Genomic DNA, 26556 nt, shown 5'->3' with positions numbered 1-26556 from the left:
ACCGCCTTAATTTAATGGCAGTGATGCGTTGCGCGGGAACGAGAAAAGTTTGTTTTTAGTTTTGTTAGGATACGCATCGCGTACTTTAGCAAACGTCGAGTCTAGAAGACTCAAAAAGGTACGCAAAGCGTACCCTACGAGTGTTGTTTATTTAAGAGATACGTTTTTAGAGAAAGATAATGGCTGGACACAGTAAATGGGCTAACATCAAGCACCGCAAGGCCGGACAGGACGCCAAACGCGGTAAAATCTTCACCAAGCTGCTGCGCGAAATTACCGTCGCGGTCAAATCCGGCGGCCCCGATGCAGGCACTAACCCGACCTTGCGCACCGCGATCGACAAGGCGCTCGGCTCGAACATGCGCCGCGACACGATCGACAACGCGATCAAAAAAGCCTCCGGCGCGCTGGAAGGCGTGAACTATGAAGAAGTGCGCTACGAAGGCTACGGCCCCGGCGGCACCGCCGTGATGGTCGAATGCCTGACCGACAACCGCAACCGCACGGTCAGCGACGTGCGCCATGCCTTTACCAAGGCGGGCGGCAACCTCGGCACCGACGGCTCGGTCGCCTATCTGTTCACCAAGACCGGCATCATCAGCTATGCGGAAGGCGTCGACGAAGACGCGCTGATGGAAGCGGCGCTGGAAGCCGGCGCGAATGACGTGATCACTAATGACGACGGTTCGATCGACGTGATGACCTCGCCCGAAGAGTATCTGGCCGTCAAAACCGCGCTGATCGCGGCGGGCTTCGAACCCGATAACGCCGAAGTCACGATGCAGGCGTCGACCAACACCGAACTCGACGCCGATGACGCGGAAAAAATGCTGCGCCTGATCGACCGTCTGGAAGATCTCGACGACGTGCAGAACGTGTATTCGAACGCAGACATCAGCGAGGACATCATCGCGCAGTTCGCAGGCTAACCGGCATTGAATCCCATTCATACGGATAGTCAAACCACCCGGATACTCGGCATCGACCCCGGCTCGCGCATCACCGGCTACGGCATCATCGAGCAGGGGCCGAAAGGCTGCCGCTACATTGCCAGCGGCAGCATCCGGGTCAAGGCCGATTATTTTCCGGACCGACTGAAACAGATTTTCGATTCGGTACGCGAAGTCGTCGAGCTTTACCACCCGGAGCAAATGGCGATCGAGCAAGTATTCATGCATAAAAACGCCGATTCGGCGCTGAAGCTCGGCCAGGCGCGCGGCGCAGCGATTTGCGCGGTGCAGACCGCGGGCCTGCCGGTCTTCGAGTACGCGGCCCGGCAAGTCAAGCAGGCGCTGGTCGGCAAGGGCAGCGCGGAAAAAACACAGGTACAACACATGGTCAAAATTCTGCTCGGCATACAGGGCGAACTGCAAATCGACGCCAGCGACGCGCTGGGGCTGTGCCTGTGCCATTCGCACTACCGGCAGACCGCGCTGCGGATTGAAAGGAGCCTGGCGCGATGATCGGTTTCCTGCGCGGCATTCTGGCCCATAAGGCGCCTCCCCTGTTGCTGCTCGACGTGCATGGGGTCGGTTATGAAATCGAGGCGCCGATGACCACGTTTTACGACCTGCCGGCCGTCGGCACGGAAGTCAAACTGCATACGCACCTGGTCGTACGCGAGGATGCGCAGATTCTGTTCGGCTTTGCGGCCGAGGCCGAACGCGCCCTGTTCAGAAGCCTGATCAAAGTCAGCGGCGTCGGCCCGAAGCTGGCATTGACGCTGCTGTCGGGGCTAACGGCGGAACAATTTCAACGCGCGATCCAGGACAATGATACGCTGGCCTTGGTCCGCCTGCCGGGCGTCGGCAAAAAAACCGCCGAACGCCTGATCATCGAAATGCGCGACCGCCTGCCCGAGTTCGGCGGCGGCGATGCGCCGGTCGTCAGTCTAAACCAGTACCCGGTGACGAATACGCCGAAGCAGGAAGCGATCAGCGCGCTCTGCGCGCTGGGCTACAAACCGCAGGATGCGGCCAAAATGGTGCAGAACGTCGCCAGCGAAGACAAACGCTGTGAAGACATCATCCGGCTGGCCCTGCAAGGCGCGGCGCGATGATCGAAAAAGACCGCCTGATCACGCCGCACAGCCGGCTCGATGAAGAGCGTCAGGACCGCGCGATCCGGCCGAAAAGACTGGCCGACTATATCGGCCAGGAAGAATTGCGCACGCAGATGGACATCTTCATCCAGGCCGCCACCGCGCGCCGGGAAGCGCTCGACCATGTGCTGATTTTCGGCCCGCCCGGCCTCGGCAAGACCACGCTAGCGAACATCATCGCGGCCGAAATGTCGGTGAATATCCGCCAGACTTCCGGGCCCGTGCTCGAAAAAGCCGGCGATCTTGCCGCCATGCTGACCAATCTGGAGGCGCATGATGTGTTGTTCATCGATGAAATCCACCGCCTGAGTCCGGCAGTCGAGGAAATCTTGTATCCGGCGATGGAAGACTATCAGCTCGACATCATGATCGGCGAAGGCCCGGCCGCCCGTTCGATCAAGCTGGATTTGCCGCCGTTCACGCTGGTCGGCGCAACGACGCGGGCGGGGCTGTTGACCTCGCCGCTCCGCGACCGCTTCGGCATCGTGCAGCGGCTCGAATTTTATACGAATGCCGAACTGGCGCAGATCATTACCCGTTCGGCCACCATGCTGAACATCCTGATCGAGCCGAAAGGCGCCCAGGAAATCGCCAAGCGCGCGCGCGGCACGCCCAGGATCGCAAACCGCCTGTTGCGCCGGGTGCGCGATTTCGCCGAGGTCAAAGGCGGCGGCATCGTGTCCGAACAGATTTCCATTCAGGCTCTAGACATGTTAAGGGTGGATCATAATGGCTTCGACGCGTTGGACCGGAAATTGCTTCTCACGATGATAGAAAACTTTGCCGGCGGACCGGTCGGCCTCGATACCTTGTCCGCCGCGATCAGCGAGGAACGCGGCACGATCGAAGACGTGCTGGAGCCGTATCTGCTGCAGCAGGGCTTTATCATGCGCACGCCGCGGGGCCGGGTCGTGACGCCGAATGCCTACCTGCACTTCGGCCTGAAACCGCCCCAGTCGATGGGCGTTTCGCAAGATTTGTTTGAATAGCCTCGATAAATTAGGCTTGAATCCATAAAATTTAACCTTATCATGGTGCAAACCGCTCAACCGATCAAAACATTCACCTGGCCGATCCGGGTGTATTACGAAGACACCGACGCCGGCGGCGTGGTGTTCTACGCGAACTATCTGAAATTTTTCGAACGCGCCCGCACCGAAATGCTGCGCGCGCTGGGCCATGAACAGGACGCCTTGATCGCCGATTACGGCGTGATCTTTGTCGTGCGCTCGGTGCAGGCCGATTATCTGAAGCCGGCCCGCTTCAACGACATGCTGCTTGCCAGCGCCAAGGTCATCGAAGCGAAAAAAGCCAGCCTGGTCTTCGAACAAGAGATCACGCGCGGCGACGATGTTTTATGTAAAGGGATCATCCGCATTGCCTGTCTCGATGCCGGCACGATGACCCCCAAAGCGATTCCTCAACATTTGTTAGAACCACTGAAGCATGAACACTGATTTATCGATTCTCCATCTCATCAAGGAAGCCAGCGTTGTCGTCCAGTTCGTGATGGTGCTCTTGGCCTCGGCCTCGCTCGCCTCCTGGACGTTCATCTTTTCGAAGCGCAAGGATCTTAACCGTGCGATCAAGATTACCGACGAATTCGAGGCCGAGTTTTGGTCCGGCGTCGCGTTGGCGGAACTGTACCGCAAACTGACCGCGAAGGGTTTCGAACCCGAAGGCATCGAAAAAATCTTCCTGGCCGGCTACAAGGAATTCTCCCGTATGCGCCAGGCCGGCAATATCGAGCCGATGGTCCAGGTCGAAAGCGCGCAGCGGGCGATGCGGATCGAACTGTCCCGCGAACTCGATCGGCTCGACGAACACCTGCCCTTCCTGGCCACGGTCGGCTCGACCAGTCCTTATGTCGGCCTGTTCGGTACGGTCTGGGGCATCATGAACTCGTTCCGCTCGCTCGGCAATGTCAAACAGGCAACCCTGGCGCAAGTCGCGCCGGGCATTGCCGAAGCATTGATCGCGACCGCGATCGGCCTGTTCGCCGCGATTCCCGCCGTTATCGCCTATAACCGTTTCTCGACGAATCTGGACCGCCTGATCGGCCGCTACGAATTGTTCGTCGAAGAATTCGTCGTATTACTGCAAAGACAGGCGCACCAAAAATGAGCAGACAACGAAAAAGCCGGCGCAGAAAGCCGATGGGCGAGATCAACGTCGTACCCTATATCGACGTCACCCTGGTATTGCTGATCATTTTCATGATCACGACGCCTTTGTTGCAGACCGGCGTCAAGGTCGATCTTCCGGAAGCCGAATCGGCGGTCGTCGAGCCCAAAAACGATCCGCCGCTGATTCTTTCGATTAAAAAAGAAGCTGACGACAGCTATAAGTATTACATCACCTGCTGCGAAAAAGACCAGGAGCCGATCGAACCCGAAGAAGTCGGCGGCAAGGTGTCGGCGGTATTGGCCGAAAAACCCGATACGCAAGTGCTGATCGAAGCCGACAAAGACGTCGATTACGGCACGGTGGTCACGATGATGGCCGGCCTGAAGAATACCGGCGTGCCGAATGTGGGCTTATTGACCCGACCTGAAGAAAACTGAGCGGGATGGACAGAAAAAAATATTCATGGCCGTTCGTACTGGCCCTGACGCTGCATCTTTCGATCGTGCTGTTGTTCATCCTCAGCACGCTGTTCAAGTCGTCGGATGAGGCGGCGCCGCCTGCCCCCGAAATCATTCAGGCCACGATCGTCGAACAACCGGCCAGCGAGGCAACATCCAAGCCGGCTCCGGAGCCGACGCCGGAACCTCCGGTCGAGCAGGCCAGCGACGTGCAGAAACAGGCAGCCGCAATAGCCCAGGCACAAGCCGCTAAAGCCAAGGCCGCCGCGGAAAAGGCAACGGCAGAAAAAGCCGCCGAGGAAAAAGCGGCCGCGCTGAAAGCCAAACAATCGGCCGAGGAAAAAGCCAAAGCCGAAGCGAAAGAAGCGGCACTGCAAGCCAAAAAACAGGCCGAGGAAAATGCCAAAGCCGCAGCGGAAGAAGCTGAGCTGAAAGCCAAAAAGCAGGCCGTCGAAAAAGCGGAAGCCGCCGCCAAAGCCCAGGCCGATGCCGAAAAAGCGGCCGAAGCCAAGGCGCAAAAACTCGCGGCTGAAAAAGCCGAAGCGGCCGCGAAGGCGAAAAAAATCGCCGCCGAACAGGCGGAAGCCGCCCAGAAGGCAAAGACCGAAGCTCAAAAAACCGCGGCCGAAAAAGCGCAAAAATTGGCCGCCGAAAAAGCCGAAGCCGCCGCCAAGGCTGAAAAAGCCGCCGCCGCGAAAGCCAAGGCGGAAGCCGAGAAACTGGCGGACCTGAAAGCGAAAAGACTCGCGGCAGAAAAAGCCGAGCAAGAGAAAGCCGCGGCGGCGAAGGCCGAGGCCGAAAAGACGACGGCCGAGAAAGCCAAAAAATTAGCCGCTGAAAAAGCCGCCGAAGAAAAAGCCCAAAAACTCGCCGCTGAAAAAGCCGAAAAGGCAAAAGAAGCCGCGGCCGAGAAGGCCGCTGCGGAAAAAGCCAACAAGCTGGCCGCGGAAAAAGCCGCCGCCAAAGCGAAAGCCGAATCCGAAAAAGCCAAAAAACTGGCAGCCGAAAAGGCCAAAGCAGAAGCCGAAAAGGCATCTGCCGCAAAAGCCGAAGCGGAAAGGGCTGCGGCGGAGAAAGCCAAAAAATTAGCGGCCGAAAAAGCCGCCAAGGCTAAAGCGGATGCCGAGGCAAAAGCCGCCAAGGCGGAAGCGGAAAAAGCCGCCGCCGTAAAAGCTAAAGCAGCCGCCGAAGCGAAAGCAAAGGCCGAGGCGGAAAGAGCCGCCGCGGCAAAGGCTAAAGCGGAAGCCGAGGCGAAAGCGAAGGCCGAAGCTGAACGCTTGGCCGCCGATACGAAAGCGAAGGTAGAGGCGCAAAAATTAGCTGCGGCTGAAGCCGCTAAAGCCAGAGCAGCGGCTTCAGTAAACGAGTTAAAAAGATTACAAGACGCCATTAGACTTAAGGTCAACAGAAGCTGGATACGGCCGATGTCGATGAAGCCTGGCTTGAAATGCCGAATCCGGGTCAGGTTGATGTCCGATGGCAGCGTGATCGATGCGGAGGTAATCGCCTCCAGCGGCGATGAAATTTTTGACCGTTCGGCCGAAAATGCGGTCAATAAGGCATCGCCATTGCCGGTGCCTCAGGATAGAATTCTATTTGGTAAAGAGTTCAGGTCGTTTACGTTTACCTTCGATCCGGACCGCGGCGCTTATTGATGGCCTGGAAAATCCTGGCGTGGGTACGCGCTGCGTACCCATGCGAGTGCGATAAAAACAAATAATGCAAATCATGATTTTTAAAATCTGTTTTTTAGAGGTCTGCGCGTGAAGAAAATAAAGAAAATCATCATCATCGGTCTGTTGGGCCTGTTTGCGCCGTTGCTGCGCGCGGAAATGGATATCGAGATCACCGAAGGGATCGAGAGCGCGTTGCCGATCGCGATCGTGCCGTTCGCCCAGCAAGGCGGCGCGGTCAGCATCAGCAACGTCGTAAGCCATGATTTGGGCGGCAGCGGCTATTTCAGACCGATGAACGAACAATCCATGCCGAGCCATCCAACCTCTCCCGAGGCAATCCAGTTCGGCGAATGGAAATCAGTCGGCCAGAACTACATCGTGGTAGGCCAGGCGGTTCCGGCCGGCGGTCAGTACAATGTGCAATTTCAGCTGTTCGACGTGAATAACGGCAGCCAGTTGCTCGGCTACCGGATGGCTTCGAGCGCGCAGGATCTGCGCCGCACCGCGCATCACATCAGCGATCTGATCTTTGAAAAGCTGATCGGCAAAAAAGGCGTGTTCAGCGGCCGCATCGCCTACATCACCAGCAGCGGCCAGGGCCGCTCGGCGTCGCACCGCTTGCAGGTCGCCGATGCGGACGGTTTCAATCCGCAAACGATCGCGACCTCGTCGGAACCCTTGATGTCGCCTTCCTGGTCACCCGACGGCCGCAAAGTGGCCTATGTGTCATTCGAAAGAAAAACCGCCGCGATCTATGTGCAAACGCTGGCGACCGGACAGCGGGCAAAGGTCGCCGAATTCCCCGGCATCAACGGCGCGCCGTCCTGGTCTCCCGACGGCAACAAGCTCGCGCTGACCCTGTCGAAGGACGGTAGCCCCGATATTTATGTGCTGAATCTGGGCAGTAATTCCTTGATCAGAGTCACCAACAGTTCCGCGATCGATACCGAACCGACCTGGTCACCCGACGGCGGCACCATCGTGTTCACCTCGGACCGGGGCGGCAAACCGCAGCTGTACCGGGTGTCGAGCCAGGGCGGCGCGGAAAAACGGATTACTTTCTCCGGCGGCTACAATGCGCGTGCCAGCTTTTCGCCGGACGGCAAGAATATCGCGATGGTGCACGGCAACGGCAATGACTACCGGATCGCGGTGATGGATGTCGCGAGCGGAGCGATCAACGTGCTGACCAGCGGCCCGACCGACGAATCCCCCAGTTTCGCGCCGAACGGCGACATGATCTTGTATGCCTCGCAACGCGGCAGCGGCGGCTTCTTGGCGGCCGTCTCGCTCGACGGCAAGATGCAGCAAAAGCTGGTCTTCGACAGCAACGCGGTGCGCGAGCCGTCCTGGGCGCCCTAAACCCTCGACCGGCCATCCGAAGGCAGGGCTAACATAAATGCCCTGCCCGATTGGCACGAGCCCTTTTTTTTTGTAAAATTATTACCTTATTTTTCGGGACCTTAACGATGAAACTGAACAAAACACTCTTAGCTTTGGCAATAAGCGCCATGTTTTTGACCGCTTGCAGCGATGACGAAGCCGATCAGGCCTTGACCGACGGCTCGCAAATGGGCGCCAGCGGCATCAACGATGCATCGACCGGCGGGCTGAATAACGGCGCAGGTCTCGGCGGTTCGCAATTCGGTGCGGGCGGTTCTGGAAATTATCCCAATAGCCGCTTGGGACCCGAATTTTCCGATCCGAACAACCCGCTGTCCAAATCAACGATCTATTTCATGCTGGACAGCAGCCAGATTCAACCGGATTTTGAACCGGTGATCGCCGCACACGCCCGTTATCTGGCCAGCCATCCCGGCCAACGGCTTGCCCTGGAAGGCCATGCCGACGAACGCGGCTCGCGCGAATACAACATCGCTTTGGGTGAAAACCGCTCCAAATCGGTCGCGAACCTGATGCGGGCGCAAGGCGCCTCCGACAGCCAATTCGACCTGGTCAGCTATGGCGAAGAGAAACCGGCCGCCTTCGGCAGCGACGAGTCTGCGTGGGAACTTAACCGCCGCGTCGAACTGGTTTACAAATAAATGAGCATACGTCCCTTGCTGCTGTCGGCGCTGGTCGGCAGCCTCTCTGTAAACGCCTGGGCGTTGGCTCCCGTGGTCAACGATCCCAGCAATCCGGCAGGGGTTCCGATCCCGCAGGCGGCTGCCTCCAGCAAGACCCTGTACGAGCTGATGAGCCGCATCGACCAACTGCAAAGCGAAGTGCGCGAACTGACCGGCAAGGTCGAGGAACAGGCCTATCAAAACTCCGAACTGAAAAAACGCCTGAGCACGATGTATTCGGATTTTGACGAACGCGTGCAAAATCTCGAAAACAAGTCCTCGGGCGGCAGTCCGGAGGCGGCGGCCCCAGCCGGTGAAAGCGCCGGCGATGCCGCGCCGCCTGCCGATTTGGACAATCTGCAGCCTTCAAGCGAAGCACAACCGGCCGAGTCAAATGAGCGCGCCACGGAAGCGCCTGCCGATGCCGATCAGGCGCCGGCCGCCGTTCCGCCGCCACCGAGCGAACCCGCCGCGGTATCGGAAGATCAGGACTACAAACAGGCCTACGACGACCTCAGAAACGGCCGCACGGCGCAGTCGATCGAGGAGTTCAAGGCCTATTTGAGCCGCAACCCTTCCGGTCCTCTGGCCGGCAATGCGCAATACTGGCTCGGCGAAGCGTACCGCGTCAATCAGGATTTCAGCGCATCCCGCGCGGCCTTCAGCAAGGTGCTGGACAGTTATGCCGGCAGCCAGAAGGTGCCTGATGCGTTGCTGAAGCTCGGTTATCTCGAAATCGACCTGAACAACAAGGCCAAAGCCCGCGAGTATCTGACTCGGGTTACGAACGATTATCCGAATACGAACGCAGCGCGTTTGGCGGCCAAAAAACTGCAATCGATCCAAGGCCAGTGAGTTCTCTCCGCATTTCCGAAATTTTCTTTTCACTGCAAGGCGAATCGAACACGGTCGGCTTGCCGACCGTCTTTATTCGCCTGACCGGCTGTCCGCTGCGCTGCGTTTATTGCGATACCGAATACGCCTTCACCGGCGGCAGAAAAATCACGATCGACGAGATTCTCGCCCAGGTCGACGCCTACGGTACGCCGTATGTGACCGTCACCGGTGGCGAGCCCATGGCTCAGCCGGGCTGCCTGGACTTGATGACCCGCCTGCTCGACAAAGGCTACAGCGTATCGCTCGAAACCAGCGGCGCGCTCGACATTTCGAAGGTCGATCCGCGCGTGATCAAGGTGATGGACCTGAAAACGCCAAGTTCCGGCGAAATGGGCAGGAATCTTTATCAAAACATCGGCTTCCTCGATCACAAGGATCAGATCAAATTCGTGATCGGCAGTGAGGAAGATTACGCCTGGTCGAAGGCTGCGCTGAAAGAATACGGCCTGCCGGAACGCTGCCAGATTTTGTTTTCGCCGGTAATGGGCCAACAAGATCCGACCGACCTGGCCGATAAAATCCTCGCCGACCGGCTGCCGGTCCGCTTTCAGATTCAACTTCACAAACTGCTGTGGGCCGACGCCCGCGGCAAATAATCACATGCAAAAAAAAGCGATTATCCTGCTCTCGGGCGGGCTCGATTCGGTTACCGTGTTGGCGCTGGCTCAAAGCCAGGGCTACCTTTGTCATGCCCTCAGTTTCGATTACGGGCAGCGGCATAACGCGGAACTGAACACCGCGCGGCGCATCGCCGAACGCTATCGCGTCGCCGACCATAAGATCATTCCGCTGGGACTCGGCGCAATCGGCGGCTCGGCATTGACCGACGACCACATTCCGGTACCGATGACGCCGCAAGACGGCATTCCGATCACCTATGTGCCGGCGCGCAACACGATCTTTCTGGCATTTTCCCTGGGTTGGGCGGAAGTGCTGAATGCTCGCGACATTTTCATCGGCGTGAATGCGGTCGATTATTCCGGCTACCCGGATTGCCGGCCCGAATTCATCGAAGCCTTTCAAAAACTGGCCGATCTTGCGACCAAGGCCGGCGTCGAAGGCGGCCACTTTACGATCCACACGCCGCTGATTGCGTTGAGCAAGGCCGAAATCATCAAAACCGGGCAGGCCTTGGGCGTCGATTACAGCCAGACCGTGTCCTGTTACGCCGCCGACCCGGACGGCCGCGCCTGCGGCCTGTGCGACGCCTGCCGGCTGCGCAAAAACGGTTTTGCGGCCGCAGGCATCGCGGACCCTACGCGCTACCGCTAGCCTCCCTCGCGCACCGTACAAACCTAATCCTAGTGCGCCGCGCCACTGCCGTCAATCACTTCCTCGTTGGCTGAGCGGAGCCGAAGTCAACACATCGCTTCGACTTCGCTCAGCGAACGGCCTAACACACCGCGTGGGAATGCAAATCTCATGAACCCGCTCGCCTAGCACTTGTCATAAGGCCAGGTGCCCCTCGACAGCTTCAGTCCAAACAGAGTCAGGACCTCCCCATGAAAGTCATCACGGTTCGAGACATGCAAAAGCTGATCGCCACGATCGGCATCGAAGCCTTTTTTGGCCGGCTGATTACCTCGCTCGAACACGACTTTTCCCGCTGGCCCGATTTTCGCTTATCTCCCCGCCATGCCACGTATTATGCCCATGGCGTGATCGAACTGATGCCCTGCGCCGACGACCGCTACTATGCGTTCAAATATGTTAACGGCTATCCCGGCAATCCGGCCAAAGGCAAACTCAGTGTCGTCGCGACCGGCCAGCTCAGCGATGCCCTAACCGGCTATCCCCTGCTGCTTGCCGAAATGACCTTGCTGACCGCATTCAGAACCGCCGCAACCTGCGCATTGGCGGCAAAATACCTGGCCCGTAAAAACTCCGAAACGCTCGCGATCATCGGCACCGGCGCGCAGGCGGAATTTCAGGTGCTGGGCTTCAAGCGCCTGTTCCCGCTCAAAGAAATCCGCTTTTATGACAAAGACCCGCTGGCGATGATTAAATTCGCGCATAATCTGAAGACCCGCAATTTTGCGCTGACGCCTTGCGACACGATTCAGGAAGCGGTCCGGCAAGCCGATATCGTAATTACTGCAACCGCCGCCTACGGCAGGCATCGATTATTCGATTTGCAGGACATCGCGCCCGGAACCCATATCAACGCGATCGGCTGCGATTGCCCCGGCAAAACCGAACTGCCTCCGGAACTGCTCGAAGCCGCGAAGATCGTGGTCGAATATCTGTCGCAATCGCTGATCGAAGGCGAAGTGCAGCAATGCGATGCCGAACGCATCCATGCAGAGTTGTGGGAACTCACGACCGGCAGCAAACCGGGGAGGGAAAACAGCGACGAGATCACTCTTTTCGATGCGGTCGGCTTTGCGCTGGAAGATTATTCGGCGCTCCGCCTGCTTTATCAGCTGGCTCTGGAGCATGCCTTGGGGCAGGAACTGGACCTGCTGCCGGAGCCTGTCGACCCGAAGGATTTGTTCGGGCTGTTAACCTAAAATCAGGAGTGCAATAGATGAAAAGAATCAGCTTTCGTGTTGAGCGAGAACTCATACATCAGGAAATCTGCGATGCCTCAGCGGCGATTGCTCTTGATGAGCAGCATTTTGTTGTGGCGAATGACGAAGACAATATCCTAAAAGTCTATCGCTCCGACATATCGGGAGGCCCCGTTTCTGGGATTTCCGGGAAGGATATTAACGACTACTTTGACAATAACCCTAAAGATAAAGAAGTCGATATCGAAGGCGCGGTTCAACTTGGCGAAACCCTCTACTGGATTAGCTCTCATGGAAGAAATAAAGACGGTGAATCCAAGCCGGAACGGCATCAATTTTTTGCCAATAAACTATTGGCAGACGATGGCGAGAAGCGCTTCAAACAATTTGGGCATTCCTATACTCAACTATTTGAGGACATGCTGAAGGATGAGCGGTTAAAGCCTTATCAACTTGAAGCCGCGGAAAAACTGCCACCTAAAGCCAAAGGCGGGTTAAACATCGAAGGGCTGGCCGTAACGCCCAATCAAGAGCTACTCATTGGTTTTCGCAATCCCATTCCTGGCGGCAAAGCCATTGTTTTGCCTCTAAAAAATCCGAAAGAATTGATCGAGAAAAAACGTGCCCATGCGATTTTTGGCGAGCCCATCGAACTGGATTTGAATGGCCAGGGAATCCGAAGCATTGAATATTGGGCAAGTAAAAATCGCTTTATCATCATTGCCGGCGCTTATGACGGCAGCGATCAATTTGCTCTCTACCAATGGTCTGGGCTAAAAAACGAAAATCCCGAACGCATTGAAGTCACGGGTTTGCCCGCTCATTTTCGCCCGGAAAGCGTTTTATTTTATCCGCATCGGGATAATCAATTGCACCTTCTCAGCGATGATGGTTCGATCGAGAGAATCGATCGAACGCCTTGCAAGGACATTAACGATAAGGATCATCCCCAGAAATATTTTAGAAGCGTCTGGATTCGCACTGATGATGCATAATAGTCTTCGCTGCTCTACCAGTTTCTAAATTCGCCCGTATCCAAATGCACAAAATTATCCCGAGGATAATAACCCACGCCGCCTTGCGCCAAAGTCAGCGCCGCGTTTCTAATCGTTTTGGAGGATACGCCTTCGAGCCTGATGTCAATCGCTCGGCCTTGCATGTGAAAACTATGATCGGCAACCCCATGGCTATGTTTGCGTAACTGGGCATTGGTGAGCGGAGAACGATAACCGGATATGATATGAAATGGTTTATTCACACCCAGGGTTTGCTTCAGAACAAACAACTGATCCAATAATGCGGTATCAATGGGATGAATATCATCGGTACGGAAGTCGCGGAGCAGATAATTGATTTCGTGCAGCGCTTCTGTAATATAACGGCCGCGTTCAAAATAGGTTAATTTTAATTTATCGCCGGTATGCGTATGTTCGAAGGCGAGCGTTTTGTGTTCAGCCGCATGCAGATAGTAAGGTTCCGGGGTATTTTGCATAAAACGCGACTGAATATGCCGCTCAAGGGCGCGGATAGGTTTTGCATGTGAATGCCCATGACTGTGGCCGTGCTTGTGCCGATGCGGATGGATCACATGCCGAACCGCCGCCGTTGCAACCTCGGATCCGCTCAATGCCAGCAAAGATCCACAAGCCAACTTCTTCAGAAACTTACGTCTTGAAGCAATAGCACCATCTTCGTCAATATTCGTGTTTTCTAGGGGTTGCTTGGTCATATTTTGGGGTCAGGTAACACTTTGTTTAATTGTCCGCTTAAACAATTAATTAAATCTTAATTATACACTTAATTTGATAGGCTGCTTTTGCACCGATTGAAAATGGCTTTCAACACTCGATCAAATTCACAGCGAGCCCCCCGCGCGAGGTTTCCTTGTATTTTGTTTTCATATCCGCACCGGTTTCGCGCATCGTCTTAATCACCTTGTCCAGCGACACGAAATGCGTACCGTCGCCGCGCAGCGCAATCCGCGCAGCATTTATTGCTTTGACTGCGCCCATCGCATTGCGTTCAATGCAGGGCACCTGCACCAAACCGCCGACTGGATCGCAAGTCAGGCCCAGATTATGCTCCATACCGATTTCGGCCGCGTTTTCGACCTGCTCCGGCGTGCCGCCCAGCACTTCCGCCAACGCGCCGGCCGCCATCGAGCAGGCGACGCCGACCTCGCCCTGACAGCCGACTTCGGCCCCGGACAGCGACGCATTCTCCTTATATAAAATCGCGATCGCGGCCGCGGTCAGCAAAAAGCGGACCACGCCGTCTTCATTCGCGCCTTCGCAAAACCGCCAGTAATAATGCAGCACCGCCGGAATGATGCCTGCCGCGCCGTTGGTCGGCGCGGTCACGACGCGTCCGCCGGCGGCGTTTTCCTCGCTGACCGCCAGCGCGAACAGGTTCACCCAGTCCAGCGTTCCGACCGGCACGCCCGGCGTCTGCCGGGGTATCTCGCCGATCAATTGCCGATACAGGTTAGCGGCCCGACGCTTCACCTTCATGCCGCCCGGCAAGACGCCCTCTTCGCGCATGCCGCGTTCGACGCAGGCCTGCATTACCCGCCAGATGTTCAGCAGGTTTTGACGGATTTGCTCTTCGCTGAGCCAGGCCTTTTCATTGCTCATCATCAACGCGCTGATCGGCTTGTCATGCGCCGCGCACAGCTTCAAAAGTTCGGCGCCGGTTGTGAACGGATATGGCAGACGCGTGTCGTCATGACTCAGCTTGTCGGCCGCCGCGGCCGCGCCGGTCACCACGAAACCGCCGCCGACCGAGTAATAATCGGTTTGCAGCAGTTCGGATCCGGTTGCGTCGAACACGGTAAAGCGCATGCCGTTCGAATGATAAGGCAGGACCTTGCGCTGAAACAGCAGATCGGCCTTCTCGTCGAAACGCAGCGGATAGCGCCGCAACAACTGAATGGCTCCGGCTTCCCTGATCGCCACCAGCCGCTGCGGAATGGTCGCGGTATCGATCACATCCGGCGCCTCGCCTTCAAGCCCGAGCAGCACCGCCTTGTCGGTGCCGTGCCCCTTGCCGGTCGCGCCGAGGGAGCCGAACAACTCGACCTGGAGCCGATCCACCTTGCCGATGATACCCTGCTGCTCCAGTTTGCCCGCAAACAGCATCGCCGCCCGCATCGGCCCGACCGTATGCGAACTGGAAGGGCCGATGCCGATTTTAAAAATATCGAAGACGCTGATAGCCATGATTGTCTCCTGAATGTTGCGAAAGCGACGGGATTCAAAAAACTGGAATGTGAATCTCTACAGAGTTTTCAGCAATGATTATGCCACTTTGAGCAGGAAGACGTTTGAACCCTTGAGCGGGACGGGATTTGAAACCCCGTCCCAAACGTTTTAGCGGCGCCATTATTCTTGAACACCACGGAAACCCTGCGGACGGGGCAGCATGCCCCGTCCGGCCCGTAGTCGGCTGAGCGGAGTCGAAACCCGCAGTCAGCTTCGGCTCCGCTCAGCTAACGGCAAGAAAGAAGGCAAAAGCCTTCCGCCATCCAATCACGGACTCGGCAACGCCTTCCGCTCGGACAACACCGCGACAAAACTGCTGGCCTCGGCGATCGTTTTTTCCATCGCCTGGATCAATTGCGCGATGTCGATGCCGATTTCGATGAATTCATGCTGCAGGGCGGCGATCGCCTGCGCGTTCAGATTATGCTTCAGATACAGCACCTGGTCCTTGAAGGCGGACAGCACCGGCTGGATCTTCGCTTCGGCCATGCGCAGCGCCTTGATCAGGCGGGCGTAATTTTGCCGGGCCAGCTTGAGCTGCTGCTTGCTGTGATTTTTCAGGGCGCGGTTGCTGTATTCGTCCAATTCCTTTTCCCATTCGGCAAACAGCGCCTCGCTGACTTCCTCGATCGCCCGAATCCGCGCGCTGACCGCTTCGGACTTCGACTTGCAGAACTGGTATTTGCGGTTCAATTGGTGATAACGGTGTTCGAGCGCCGCATCGTTCACATTGACCAGCATCTTGAAACGCTGCAAGGCATCCTCGAATTCGTTGCGCGTTTCCTGCAGATTCACGCAGGCCTGTTCGACCTGATGCACCACGATCGCGCGTTTGTGATCGCCGCCGATCGTTTCCCTGGCGTTGTAATAGACCGATTTGATTTGTTTGACGAATAAGCGCCGGATAAACGTCAAGGCATAAGCCACCAGATCGCCTTCCGCGGGTTTGTTTGGTTCAGCCATTCAATGTGTGTTGATTGATGATGGTAATTTTAAAAAGCGCGTCCGCCGCGTAATCCCAAAACGCCTTGTCGACAATCTGCCGCGCGGCCAGCTCCTCTAGGCTTTCGCTCCCTTCGATCGGGGCCGATTTTACCAGGATTAATTCCTCCGCCGAAATCTGCTCGGCGAGCCAGGTCGCGAGACTGTCCGAGGTGATGTCCCAGCTGGCCGGAATCCCGGCCTGATCGAGTTCATCCGGATCCGGCGACCAAATCCGGGTTGCCGGATGGTCTTGCAGATCGGCGATACGCGGGATGATAGTCCAATTTGGTTTCAAGCCGTTAAACAGCAGCGCCATCTGCTGCATCGCCAGGAGCGCCATCCGGTGCGCGGTCACGTCGTCAAACTGCCACTGCTGCTGCGCAAACCGGACCTGATCCGCAAACAGGCCGCCGCCCGGCACCACCACGACCGCCCTGCCCCCGAATTTCCGCTCTATCGCATCGAGACAATCGGCCAAGGTGCCGGTCGCCGCGAGACTGCCGCCGAGTTTGATGACGATCATCGTGTATCCGAAAACTGCCTGAGCAGGTCGAGCAAGGCCGCGGCCTTGTCAAAACATTCCTGATATTCCTCTTCGGCGACCGAATCGTTCACGATGCCGCCGCCGGCCCAGAAGCGGATCTCGCCGTCCGAATGCACCAGCGTCCGTATCGCGATATTGCTGTCCATGTTGCCGTCGAAACCGATATAGCCGATCGATCCGCAATAGACGCCGCGCCGGCAGGGTTCGAGTTCCTCGATGATTTCCATCGCGCGGATTTTCGGCGCGCCGGTGATCGAGCCGCCCGGAAAACAATGTTTCAGCAGATCGAGCGCATGCTTGCCGTCCGCCAACAGGCCGGTCACCGTGCTGACCAGATGGTGCACGGTCGCATAGCTCTCGACAGCGAAAATCTTCGGCACCCTGACCGATCCCTGCTTGCAGGTCTTGCCGATGTCGTTGCGCAACAGATCGACGATCATCAGGTTTTCGGCGCGGTCCTTCGGGCTGTTCTTTAGAATCTCCATTTGCAGAAGATCCTCGTTCTCGTCGGCCTTGCGCGGCCGCGTGCCTTTGATGGGTTTGGTGGTTACCTTGCCGTTTATCAAACGTAAAAAACATTCGGGCGAAGAACTCAGCACCTGCACATCGGGCAGATTCAGATAGGCGCTGAACGGTGCGGCATTCAATTCGCGCAATTTACGATAAGCGGTCCACGGATCGCCCGCACATAAAGCCGAAAACCGCTGCGAAAGATTGATTTGATAACAATCGCCTTCGGCCAGGTAATGTTTGATTCGATCGAAAGCCCGGAAATAACCGGTCTTGTCCATGTTGGTCTTGATCGCGCCGAGCACTCGGAACGGGGCTGCCGAGCGCTCATCCGGCAAGCGGCTGAACTGATCGATCAGGCTCTGCCAGTATTCCGGATCGCGCGCGATGCCGGCCAGATAACTTTTTTGCTCGCGATGATCGACGACGACGGCCCATTCATAAATGCCGACCGCCATTTCCGGAATCCGCTCCAGATCGGCGGCGGTGCTGTCGAGGCGTTCGACCCGTCTCGACAGATCGTAGGCGAAATAGCCGATTGCTCCGCCTTTAAACGGTAATTCATTCTTCGTCTGCCGGATTTTGCCCAGCTCATGCTTGACCAAATCGAAAGGGTCGTCTGCCGACGGCATGGTGTGGCCGTTGCGGGTAATTTCGGTGATTCCTCCGCGTGTGACCAAGGTGCACACCGGATCGGCCACGAGAATATCGTAACGGTCCAAAGTGCAAGCCGGATAGCCGCTGTCCAAAAAAACCGCCCAGGGCTTTCCTGCGATCGACGAAAACAACGCGGCGCTATCCGCGAAATACGGCAAGGAAACCTTGCGCAAATTAGCTTGAGGCATTGAGGCGACTGGCTCGGTTAAGGCTAAAAACGGACTTAGCCGGTATCGGCCGCATTATGCGGCATAACGCCGGGTTTAATGAATATTTGTAATCTGAAGGCATCGATAGTTCAGTGCTTCCTGCAACGCAACCGCAAGTTTTGGAATCAGGAGTGGCGGCAATGAGGCTTGAATTGACGGAAAAGCGCAAGCTGTGTGGATGAAAGCGGATAATCGCGTGTCGTGAATGGCGGCTATTGTAACATTGTTTGGCACAATGCTCGACGCCAGTTCGCGCATTCAGCACGCCTTCCCCTTGCCCCGCTCGGCTTCGCATTGATGTCGGGTTAGCGATTTTTCGAGCGCTGCAAGATGCGGCGCTATCGATGGACCGACCGACAATTGCGGCTTGGACGCTTCCAGTTGCTCCTGCTGCTCGCGTTTGGCAATCGAAACCGCGGCGTCCTTGAATGCCGAGATCAACGAAAACCGATTCTGCAACTGTTCCTTGAATACCGCTTCGCCGAAATAGGTGAAATCCGATTCGGAGCCGCAGCCGAACGAAGTGCGGTTGGCAGCCGCGGCGGTCGCGACCAGCGTGTTCGGCCCTTTCAGCGCATCGACAAAGCCGCCGGAATAACAGGCCGACACCACGATCACGCGCCATTTGATGCCGGCCTTATCGAGCATCGCCTTCAGCCGTTCGGGCGTCAGGTCGTTCAACGGCAGCGGCCAAAACTCGACCGCCAGCTTATGATCGCTGCTGCCGTGACTGGTCAGATACAAGAACAGCACGTCTTCATCGCGGTTCATGACCTTGCCGACGCGTTTCAAGGTCGTCTCAAGATTGGTCGCGGTCGCCAGCGGCGTGTCCTCAAGCGTATCGAGATGATTGACCAGACTCACCGAATGCCCTGCCGTGCCGAAACGCTCGTCGAAAAGGCGTTTGATATAGTCCGCTTCGACCGCAAACACATCTTCGGTCGCAAACCCCGCAAAACCGACATAAAACAGATCGACGTGTTTTTTGCGCTCGGGACGCAGACGGTTCAGGGTGTCGTCGAGCAGGACCGGCTGCCGGTACAGCAGCGCTTCGGCATCCAGCGCCTTGTACCTTGCATCAGGTTCGCCGTCTTGTGCTTCCTGTTGTTCGGGGGAATACCAAAAATCGCGGTAATCGGCAAACCACCATTCGCCGGGGCCGGTTGACAGCAGCACCAGCGCGGCGCTGATCGCGGCCGCAGGCAGCCGGCCGCAAACCAGAAACAACGCGCGGCCAAACAGAATCACAGCATAAACGCCAGTCAGGCACTCGAACCACAGCCCAAGATCCGGCCATTCGGCAAACTCATACTGATTGATATAGCGCACCACCGTTTGCAGCAGGATCAACTCCGGCGCCAGGCTGTAAATCACGATGCCGATCTGCAATGCCACATGTTCGCGCCGGATGATCTTCGCGTCCAGCCAAATAGCAATCAAAAAACACGCCAGATCGAAGGTATAGACCGGCAACGCGTAAATCTGAAATTCCGGCCTCGGCAGATTCAGCAGGTAGCCTGAGCCGATTTCCAAGAGCAGACCGACAACCAGAAGCAGCAGCCACTGATCGCGGTTAAAAATGAAGCATTCAAGCTGGCATTTGCCGAAACACGCCAGGCGCAAGCCATTTAGAAGATTCGTCGATAAGCTCTTAAGTTGATCCATGGAAACGATGTGTAAAAAGGCGACTGATGGGCACCATCCGAGATGAAATAAACAAGCCCAATAGGCCGGCTGATTATAGCCGTATTTCTCCTCGGACTTTAAGAATGGGCATGCCATGATGCAGGAGATTAATGCAAGAGAGAACTCTCCACCGCAAAAAGTTGCGTTTGCCGGGGATTTCGTTACACTCACGGTATTTATCACTTTTTGAACGTACAACCATGCGCGACGCCAATCCCAGGACCGTTTATTTAAAAGACTACACCGTACCGGACTACCTGATTCAGAATGTCGACCTGAATTTCACGCTGGACGAGCGCAACACGCGCGTCGTCTCCCGGCTGACGCTGTGCCGGAATCCGGCCAGCCGCTCCAGCGATACCTCATTGACCCTGGCCGGCGAAAATCTGCAACTGATTCGGGTTGTGTTGAACGAAGACAACGAGTTGAGCGACAAAGACTATCTGCAAACGCCGGACTCATTGATCATTCAAGACGTGCCGCAGCAGCGCAGTTTCGTGCTGACGATCGAAAACGTGATCGATCCCGAGGCCAATACCGCGCTCGAAGGCCTGTATCTGTCGAACGGCATGCTGTGCACGCAATGCGAGGCCGAAGGTTTTAGGAAAATCACTTATTTCCTGGACAGGCCCGATGTGATGGCCGTATTCACGACCACGATCACCGCCGACAAGGACCGTTTCCCGGTGCTGCTGTCGAACGGCAACAAGGTCGGCCACGGCGACTTGCCGGACAACCGGCATTGGGTGACCTGGAAGGATCCGTTCAAGAAACCCTGCTATTTGTTCGCGCTGGTCGCGGGCCAGCTCGACTGCATCGAAGACCGTTTCACGACCGTTTCGGGCCGCGACATCACGCTGCAAATCTTCGTCGAGAAACACGACCTGGATAAATGCGGCCATGCGATGCAGTCGCTCAAAAACGCGATGGCGTGGGACGAAGCCGTCTACGGCCGCGAATACGATCTGGACCTCTACATGATCGTCGCGGTCAGCCATTTCAACATGGGCGCGATGGAAAACAAGGGGCTGAACGTGTTCAATACCAAGTTCGTGCTGGCGCGGCCCGATACCGCGACCGATGCCGACTACGAACACATCGAGGGCGTGATCGGCCATGAGTATTTCCACAACTGGACCGGCAACCGGATCACCTGCCGCGACTGGTTTCAGCTCAGCCTGAAGGAAGGCTTTACGGTATTCCGCGACCAGGAATTCACCGGCGATCGCACCTCCAAAGCGGTCAAGCGCATCGAAGACGTGAACATGCTGCGCACCCGCCAGTTCGCCGAGGACGCAGGCCCTCTGGCGCATCCGATCCGGCCCGATGCCTATATCGAAATCAACAATTTTTATACGCTGACCGTGTATGAAAAAGGCGCCGAAATCGTGCGCATGCTGCACACGCTGCTCGGCGCGGAAGGCTTCCGGAAAGGCAGCGATCTGTATTTCGAACGCCATGACGGCCAGGCGGTCACCTGCGACGATTTCGTCAGCGCGATGGAAGCCGCGTGCGGCGCCGATTTGAGCCAGTTCCGCCGCTGGTATGCGCAGGCCGGCACGCCGGTTATCAACGTTGCGCAGCACTATGACGCCGCGCAAAAAACGCTGTCTCTGACCTTCTCGCAATACTGCCCGCCGACGCCGGGGCAACCGGCCAAGGAGCCTCTCTTGATTCCGGTCACGACCGGCCTGATCAACAAGGACGGCTCGCCGGCTCTTTGCCGTTTGCAAGACGGCGAAGCGGCCGAACAGGTCGTGCTGCAATTGACGCAGCCAGAACAGACCTTCGTCTTGACGGACCTCAATGAAGAACCCGTCGTTTCTGTACTCCGCGGCTTTTCCGCGCCGGTCAAACTGGCGATGAATCGGCCGCTCGATGAACTGGCGTTCCTGCTCAGCCATGACCCGGATACCTTCAACCGCTGGGACGCCGGCCAGCAACTGGCCGTGCAGGTGATCTCGGGGCTGATCGTCGATTATCAGGACGGCGCAGAACTGGCCGTCAACCCGCTGCTGATCGACGCCTATAAAAAGGTGCTGGAGCACCCGTGGGAGGACTTGTCCTATTTTTCATTGTTGATGACGCTGCCGTCGGAACTCTATCTGACCGAGCAAATGCGTGTGGTCGATGTCGAGGCGATTCATTTTGCGCGCGAAGCGGTCGCGAAAGCGCTCGCGGAACAGCTGCGCGAATCGCTCGAAGCGCTCTATCTGCAACATCACCGCGATGAATCCGGCCAATTCGATGCCGGCGCGATCGGCCGTCGCCGCATCAAAAACACCTGCCTGGCTTACCTCGCAAGGCTCGATGCGGACTGGGTGCAGCATTGGTCGTTGCAGCAATTCAACAACGCGAAGAACATGACCGACCAACTGTCCGCGCTGACCGTGATCGTGGACCATCCGCATCCGGCCAGCCAGCAATGCCTGGACAGTTTTTACCATCAATGGCGGCACGAGGCGCTGGTCATCGACAAATGGTTCACGACCCAGGCGACCAGTCCGCTGCCGGGCACTTACGCCAAGGTGCTCGACCTGCTCGACCATCCGGCCTTCGACATCAAGAATCCGAACCGGGTCAGATCCTTGATCGGCGCCTTCTCGCAATCGAATCCGCTGCACTTCCATGCCGCCAGCGGCCAGGGTTATCAATTCCTCGCCGACCGAATTATTGAACTGAACAGCCTGAACCCGCAGGTCGCCTCGCGCATGGTCGGTGCGCTGACCTCCTGGCGGCGTTATGACGAGAAGCGGCAGGGATTGATGAAAGCGCAACTGGAACGGATCATTTCGACCCCGGCGATTTCGAAGGATGTGTATGAAGTGGCGGTGAAGAGTTTGGCTTGATCAGATCAGCCGTGCAGTCCGGGCATATAAAACATGCCCGGACTTTTGTTTACGCGTCTGCCGCGGCAACGGCCGGAGCCGATTCTTCGCGAACCCAATAAGAGAATTCCGGAGCGGTAATGGCCTCTTCTGCCGGATCTTCATCCCAAAGAAACAAGTTAGGCTGCCGGATGCCGTCCAGAACGCGGATATCGTAAATTTCATCGACGCCGTCGGTAAATTCGAAGATGCCGACACACTCCCGGCGAACCAAATCGACGATCGCGATACCGCACACTAATTGGCCGACCCGCTCCTCGACCGGCATGCCGCCGAATGTTTTCTTCTCACGAATCTTGCACAAGCCGACGATCGCAATCGTCAAAAAACGCCAATCCCCTCAAATAAGCGGGCAGCTTGCAAACGGTCTCCGCCTGCCCCCGTAATTTCAGCATCAGCAGTTCCCCCTACCCCGAATTCAACAGCCAAAGCCGATTTTTGTGCCAACGCGGCTCGAAACCGTGAGCGCCGCTGGCCGTCGCCAGGCAGGAAAAACGGGTATTCACAAACCAGATTTCATCCTTGACGAAAGCCAGATCGTGCGCAAACAGGTTGCCGGTAAAATAACTGACGCGCGGCAAAAACAGCGCATCATAGTAACCGGGTTTGTTCGGATTGCAATCCGGCGCCAGCAAGTGATCGTTCCGAAACAAACGGATTTCATCCCGCGTCGCCAGTGCCAGACTGCCGTCCTCCGACACATCCAGGCCCATGGCCTTGCTGAAATTTTTGGCATGCAACGATACCGTGTTGCCGTTCCAGCCGAGAAACAGCAGTTTTCCGGCCTGATAGGTCGTCACCGCCAGACTGACCGGATGATCGCGCATCCATTCGAAAAAACCGGGCTGCATGTCGCAGCGGATCATACGGTTCGGATCTTTTTGTTCAATCATTATTGGCTCTCTTTTGCTGATCTCCTACATTTTTCTTTTTACCCGGAACGAATCTGGCCGTTGCCGATAAACTCCCATCATCGTAATCGCCTTGCGTCCAGAGCACGGTAAAACTGCCGTCATCCAACATCGCAACCGACGGCGCTGATTATCCTTGATAAGCTTAACCGGTTTAGCGATTTTCTTGATTCGGATCTTTTTGGCCAGTCATCCCTGGAATTCCATTGCCATGAAAATAAGCAGAATCTGAGCATAACGTTATCTATGCTAGACAAGGGCGTTCCGCCGCGCCCTCTCTCGATAATCTGCAAGGCGTTTATGGATTATTTTTTCTTGGCGGGAAAAAACCTCGCCGAGGCTTTCCGCTCAAAGGCAGAGCCGGTATCGTTGACGGCCGCCCAACCCACTTCGAAACTGCCGCCATCGATGAGCACTACCGAAGAGTCTGTGTTATATGGCAACTTTTTGGATTTTGTGACAACGATCTTAGCGCCTTCGAGTCTATGTTTTAACCGATTGTATTTTCTCGCAAAAATGTTGTGTCCACTCAAAACCTCAGCACAATACATTTCTTCACGTTCGTCGGAGCACTGCTTGTTCGCCTGTTTCTGCTGCCAACTGACGACGAAATCGCCGGCAGAATCCATCGCGATATCCGGATAGAAATGACTCTGTTTTTTTCTGAAACGTATCGCGATATCTTCTTTGTCCCGAGTCTTCTTGTTTTTATTGGTCGCATTATCGTTCAGGTCGAAACACTGCGCGAATATGCCTGTCGCATCCACTGAAGAGGTCTCGTACTCACACTCGTTGTATTTTTGACCTTGAGAGGTCGCAGGGTGACATTTCAGATCCGTTTGGGTATCGGTCCGGTTACGCTCCCAAGCCACCGCGAAGTTGCCGGCGTCATCCATCGCGACGCTAGGGTTATCCACAAAATACACCGTGCTAGCGCTTGAAGTAAATAAACCGCCCGGTGTACTGTCAACAATAAACCCGCCCCTCGGCATATGGCCTTCCTTGTCGATCCGGCGGGCGACGATGCCATTCGTCGCTAGCCACGCCACAATCGCATCGCCGTCGTGATCCATCGCAACAGAAACCTGCCCTCCAAAAGCTGAATACGCAGACACAACGAATTCATCTCCCGTTGCGGTGCCATCGGCCGCGAAGCGCCTCGCCATCACGTCATTGGTGTCGAAATTTATCCAGGCAACAATAAAATTGCCACTTCCATCCATCGCCACCGAATACCCCCCGACCAATCTCGGGGTAGTGATCGAAATAGTTGGCGTGGCGATGTTGGATGCAGAATCCTTGGGAATAAGCCGGCAGAAAATTTGTGTACTTGATGTTTTGAGATTGTCAGCCTCCCAACAGACAACCGCATCACCTTGCGGATCCATTGCGACCGACTTTTGCCCGGGCCAGAGGCTCAAATAAATAGTGGGATCGCTCGATTCGGCGATCTTAATTTCGTCTCCTACGGTAGAACCCTGATTCGTATATCGACCGTAAATGACGTTTTTACCTTGCCCGTATCCTTCCCATACGGCTAAGAACTGACCTGACTGACTACCGGCAAGTTTCACAAAACCATGCTCCGTCGTTCCCGACAAGCCAAAGGGTTTGGAATTAGGTGTCGGATCGACCGGATAAACGGTACCGCTAGCACAGCCAAGCGCCAAAGCAATGGCGCAACTCAGTAATTTATGTTTGAACTGCACAGATACCGTCCCGGTTCTCAAGAATTATAATGTTCTCTGCTTGGCTTGGGCTTCAGCCGAAGCATTGAACGTCCATCATAAATTCTCTAGCGCCTATCGTCAACGGCCGCATTAAAGCGCATACCCCATCTAATGACCGCTTGCAACATTGAAGGCATCAACAACGCAACACGCTGTGATTTTCACGGTAGAATTATCCGCCAGTATTGTTTTTTTCATCGTTTAATTTATCATTGAAGCCAATGCCTCTCCTCGACAAAAAAAGATTAGCGCCGGACTATTGCTTGAGGCCCTGGAACAACCATCTCAAAACAAATTTCGCTTTACTGACTCTGCTTTACTGGCTCTAATTAGCACCGGCATCGATCTCGCTCCCCATTAACCACCCCGTCATGCAGACCACTCCGCATTCCGACCTGCTAAGACTCGAACACAGTTTTCATCCTTCTACCCTGGATAAAATTAGCGATCCTGTCTTGGAAGCGCAGCAAATTGAATTGTGGATCAAGCGGGACGATCAATTGCATCCCATAATCTCCGGCAACAAATGGCGCAAGCTGAAATTCATCCTGAATCACGCGCTCGAATTGGGCTCGGATACGCTGATCAGCATGGGCGGTTTCTATTCGAACCACTTGCATGCCTTGGCCTATGCGGGCAAAGAACTGGGGCTTAAAACCATCGGCCTTGTTCGGGGCGAACAGCCGCAGGACTTAAGCCCTACCTTAGAGGACTGCCGGAACTGGGGGATGGAGCTGCGTTTCGTCTCGCGCAGCGATTACCGGCGGCTCAGGCAATACCGTGAATCTTTCGACCTGCCGGGCATCAGCCCAGGACAATACTGGCTGCCGGAAGGCGGCGCGCAGTCCTTGGCGCTGCAAGGCGTCGCCGAACTGGTCGAAGAAATCGACATCCCCTTCGATGTGCTGTGCCTGCCCTGCGGCACCGGGACGACCTTGGCGGGCTGCATCGCCGCGCTGGACGGCGCGAAAACGGCGCTCGGTTTTGCGGCGCTCAAAAACGCGGACTTTTTGACGCGCGATGTGGAAAGGTTGTTGCCCAAGCCTTACACTAACTGGCAGATCAATCAGAATTATCATTGCGGCGGCTTCGCGAAAACGACGCCCGAATTGCTCGAATTCATCCGCACTTTTGAATTAATTCAGCGAATCCCGCTCGAACCGGTTTACACGGGAAAAATGCTTTACGGCTTGTACGATATGATCGCCAAGGGTGAGTTTACGCCGGGCCTGCGCATCATCGCGGTGCATACCGGCGGCTTGCAGGGCAGGCGCGGATTCAACGCCATCTAAAACGCCATGATGAAATTTTTCGTGCCTTTCGTGTTTGTTGTAGACAAGGC

General features: G+C 56.2%; 27 protein-coding genes. 17 read left to right on the top strand and 10 right to left on the bottom strand.

Annotated features, from left to right (window positions below; genetic code table 11):
* The first annotated feature begins 179 nt into the window (after positions 1-179).
* From METLA_RS0104105 to METLA_RS0104035, 15 genes are all read left to right on the top strand, one after another.
* A complete protein-coding gene (locus METLA_RS0104105; RefSeq protein WP_024297348.1) occupies positions 180-929 on the top strand; it encodes a YebC/PmpR family DNA-binding transcriptional regulator in 750 nt (249 codons plus the stop codon).
* Positions 930-944: 15 nt separating this feature from the next.
* Positions 945-1463, top strand: a complete 519-nt coding sequence (ruvC, locus tag METLA_RS0104100) for a crossover junction endodeoxyribonuclease RuvC (RefSeq protein ID WP_036282095.1) — start codon at positions 945-947, stop codon at positions 1461-1463.
* Entirely contained in the window at positions 1460-2059 is a 600-nt protein-coding gene (gene ruvA, locus METLA_RS0104095) for a Holliday junction branch migration protein RuvA (RefSeq protein WP_024297346.1), read from the top strand. The genes ruvC and ruvA overlap by 4 nt, the downstream gene beginning before the upstream one ends.
* Positions 2059-3090, top strand: coding sequence for a Holliday junction branch migration DNA helicase RuvB (gene ruvB / locus METLA_RS0104090; protein WP_220096017.1), 1032 nt, complete (start codon positions 2059-2061; stop codon positions 3088-3090). The genes ruvA and ruvB overlap by 1 nt, the downstream gene beginning before the upstream one ends.
* 42 nt (positions 3091-3132) lie before the next feature.
* Positions 3133-3558, top strand: a complete 426-nt coding sequence (gene ybgC, locus METLA_RS0104085; RefSeq protein ID WP_029646400.1) for a tol-pal system-associated acyl-CoA thioesterase — start codon at positions 3133-3135, stop codon at positions 3556-3558.
* The gene (gene tolQ, locus METLA_RS0104080; RefSeq protein ID WP_024297343.1) at positions 3548-4225 is read left to right on the top strand and encodes a protein TolQ; all 678 of its coding nucleotides are present in this window, start codon (positions 3548-3550) and stop codon (positions 4223-4225) included. Before ybgC ends, tolQ begins: the two co-directional genes overlap by 11 nt.
* Positions 4222-4665: a protein TolR gene (gene tolR, locus METLA_RS0104075; protein ID WP_024297342.1), complete on the top strand. Its 444-nt coding sequence runs from the start codon at positions 4222-4224 to the stop codon at positions 4663-4665. Before tolQ ends, tolR begins: the two co-directional genes overlap by 4 nt.
* 5 nt (positions 4666-4670) lie before the next feature.
* Positions 4671-6341 carry an energy transducer TonB gene (locus METLA_RS0104070; protein ID WP_024297341.1) on the top strand — a complete coding sequence of 557 codons (1671 nt, stop codon included), beginning with the start codon at positions 4671-4673 and terminating at the stop codon, positions 6339-6341.
* Between the two features lie 108 nt (positions 6342-6449).
* On the top strand, positions 6450-7724 hold the full coding sequence (tolB, locus tag METLA_RS0104065; protein ID WP_024297340.1) for a Tol-Pal system beta propeller repeat protein TolB: 1275 nt from the start codon (positions 6450-6452) through the stop codon (positions 7722-7724).
* Positions 7725-7831: 107 nt separating this feature from the next.
* Positions 7832-8407 carry a peptidoglycan-associated lipoprotein Pal gene (gene pal / locus METLA_RS0104060; RefSeq protein ID WP_024297339.1) on the top strand — a complete coding sequence of 192 codons (576 nt, stop codon included), beginning with the start codon at positions 7832-7834 and terminating at the stop codon, positions 8405-8407.
* Positions 8408-9283 carry a tol-pal system protein YbgF gene (ybgF, locus tag METLA_RS0104055; RefSeq protein ID WP_024297338.1) on the top strand — a complete coding sequence of 292 codons (876 nt, stop codon included), beginning with the start codon at positions 8408-8410 and terminating at the stop codon, positions 9281-9283. It abuts the gene before it with no gap.
* Positions 9280-9921 (top strand): 7-carboxy-7-deazaguanine synthase QueE, encoded by a 642-nt coding sequence (gene queE / locus METLA_RS0104050; protein ID WP_024297337.1) that lies wholly within the window; start codon positions 9280-9282, stop codon positions 9919-9921. Before ybgF ends, queE begins: the two co-directional genes overlap by 4 nt.
* Before the next feature lie 4 nt (positions 9922-9925).
* Positions 9926-10597: a 7-cyano-7-deazaguanine synthase QueC gene (gene queC / locus METLA_RS0104045; RefSeq protein ID WP_024297336.1), complete on the top strand. Its 672-nt coding sequence runs from the start codon at positions 9926-9928 to the stop codon at positions 10595-10597.
* Between the two features lie 230 nt (positions 10598-10827).
* Entirely contained in the window at positions 10828-11835 is a 1008-nt protein-coding gene (locus METLA_RS0104040; protein ID WP_024297335.1) for an ornithine cyclodeaminase, read from the top strand.
* 17 nt (positions 11836-11852) lie between these two features.
* The gene (locus tag METLA_RS0104035; protein WP_024297334.1) at positions 11853-12830 is read left to right on the top strand and encodes a DUF3616 domain-containing protein; all 978 of its coding nucleotides are present in this window, start codon (positions 11853-11855) and stop codon (positions 12828-12830) included.
* A gap of 14 nt (positions 12831-12844) precedes the next feature.
* Here METLA_RS0104035 and mepK read toward each other — a convergent pair whose 3' ends face one another.
* The 7 genes from mepK to METLA_RS21280 form a co-directional block, all read right to left on the bottom strand.
* Entirely contained in the window at positions 12845-13564 is a 720-nt protein-coding gene (gene mepK, locus METLA_RS0104030) for a peptidoglycan L,D-endopeptidase MepK (protein ID WP_051459736.1), read from the bottom strand.
* Between the two features lie 109 nt (positions 13565-13673).
* Positions 13674-15053, bottom strand: coding sequence for an L-serine ammonia-lyase (locus tag METLA_RS0104025; protein WP_024297332.1), 1380 nt, complete (start codon positions 15051-15053; stop codon positions 13674-13676).
* Between the two features lie 309 nt (positions 15054-15362).
* Positions 15363-16058, bottom strand: coding sequence for a DUF2959 domain-containing protein (locus METLA_RS0104020; RefSeq protein ID WP_024297331.1), 696 nt, complete (start codon positions 16056-16058; stop codon positions 15363-15365).
* Positions 16051-16602, bottom strand: a complete 552-nt coding sequence (locus METLA_RS0104015) for an amino acid kinase family protein (protein ID WP_024297330.1) — start codon at positions 16600-16602, stop codon at positions 16051-16053. Before METLA_RS0104015 ends, METLA_RS0104020 begins: the two co-directional genes overlap by 8 nt.
* On the bottom strand, positions 16599-17978 hold the full coding sequence (gene pabB, locus METLA_RS0104010; RefSeq protein ID WP_024297329.1) for an aminodeoxychorismate synthase component I: 1380 nt from the start codon (positions 17976-17978) through the stop codon (positions 16599-16601). The genes METLA_RS0104015 and pabB overlap by 4 nt, the downstream gene beginning before the upstream one ends.
* A 75-nt stretch (positions 17979-18053) precedes the next feature.
* Positions 18054-18257, bottom strand: a complete 204-nt coding sequence (locus tag METLA_RS22440) for a hypothetical protein (RefSeq protein WP_152539364.1) — start codon at positions 18255-18257, stop codon at positions 18054-18056.
* Positions 18258-19664: a C13 family peptidase gene (locus tag METLA_RS21280; protein ID WP_024297328.1), complete on the bottom strand. Its 1407-nt coding sequence runs from the start codon at positions 19662-19664 to the stop codon at positions 18258-18260.
* 221 nt (positions 19665-19885) lie between these two features.
* On the opposite strand from METLA_RS21280, the gene pepN reads away from it, so the two are divergent.
* The gene (gene pepN / locus METLA_RS0104000) at positions 19886-22534 is read left to right on the top strand and encodes an aminopeptidase N (protein WP_024297327.1); all 2649 of its coding nucleotides are present in this window, start codon (positions 19886-19888) and stop codon (positions 22532-22534) included.
* A gap of 49 nt (positions 22535-22583) precedes the next feature.
* Here pepN and METLA_RS0103995 read toward each other — a convergent pair whose 3' ends face one another.
* The 3 genes from METLA_RS0103995 to METLA_RS0103985 all read right to left on the bottom strand — a co-directional run bounded on the left by METLA_RS0103995 (position 22584) and on the right by METLA_RS0103985 (position 25193).
* Positions 22584-22898: a DUF4915 domain-containing protein gene (locus tag METLA_RS0103995; RefSeq protein ID WP_024297326.1), complete on the bottom strand. Its 315-nt coding sequence runs from the start codon at positions 22896-22898 to the stop codon at positions 22584-22586.
* Between the two features lie 82 nt (positions 22899-22980).
* Positions 22981-23466, bottom strand: a complete 486-nt coding sequence (locus METLA_RS20540) for a DUF4915 domain-containing protein (protein ID WP_024297325.1) — start codon at positions 23464-23466, stop codon at positions 22981-22983.
* Between the two features lie 323 nt (positions 23467-23789).
* Complete coding sequence (locus METLA_RS0103985) at positions 23790-25193, bottom strand: NHL repeat-containing protein (RefSeq protein WP_152539363.1); 1404 nt, start codon at positions 25191-25193, stop codon at positions 23790-23792.
* Positions 25194-25585: 392 nt separating this feature from the next.
* Between METLA_RS0103985 and METLA_RS0103980 the strand changes: the two genes are divergently transcribed.
* A complete protein-coding gene (locus METLA_RS0103980; RefSeq protein ID WP_024297323.1) occupies positions 25586-26506 on the top strand; it encodes a 1-aminocyclopropane-1-carboxylate deaminase/D-cysteine desulfhydrase in 921 nt (306 codons plus the stop codon).
* The last annotated feature ends 50 nt before the right edge of the window (positions 26507-26556 follow it).

The sequence above is a fragment of the Methylomicrobium lacus LW14 genome, assembly GCF_000527095.1.
Classification (GTDB): Bacteria; Pseudomonadota; Gammaproteobacteria; order Methylococcales; family Methylomonadaceae; genus Methylomicrobium; species Methylomicrobium lacus.
Note: the sequence above shows the minus strand (reverse complement) of the source record. Positions and strands in the feature narration are given on the sequence as shown.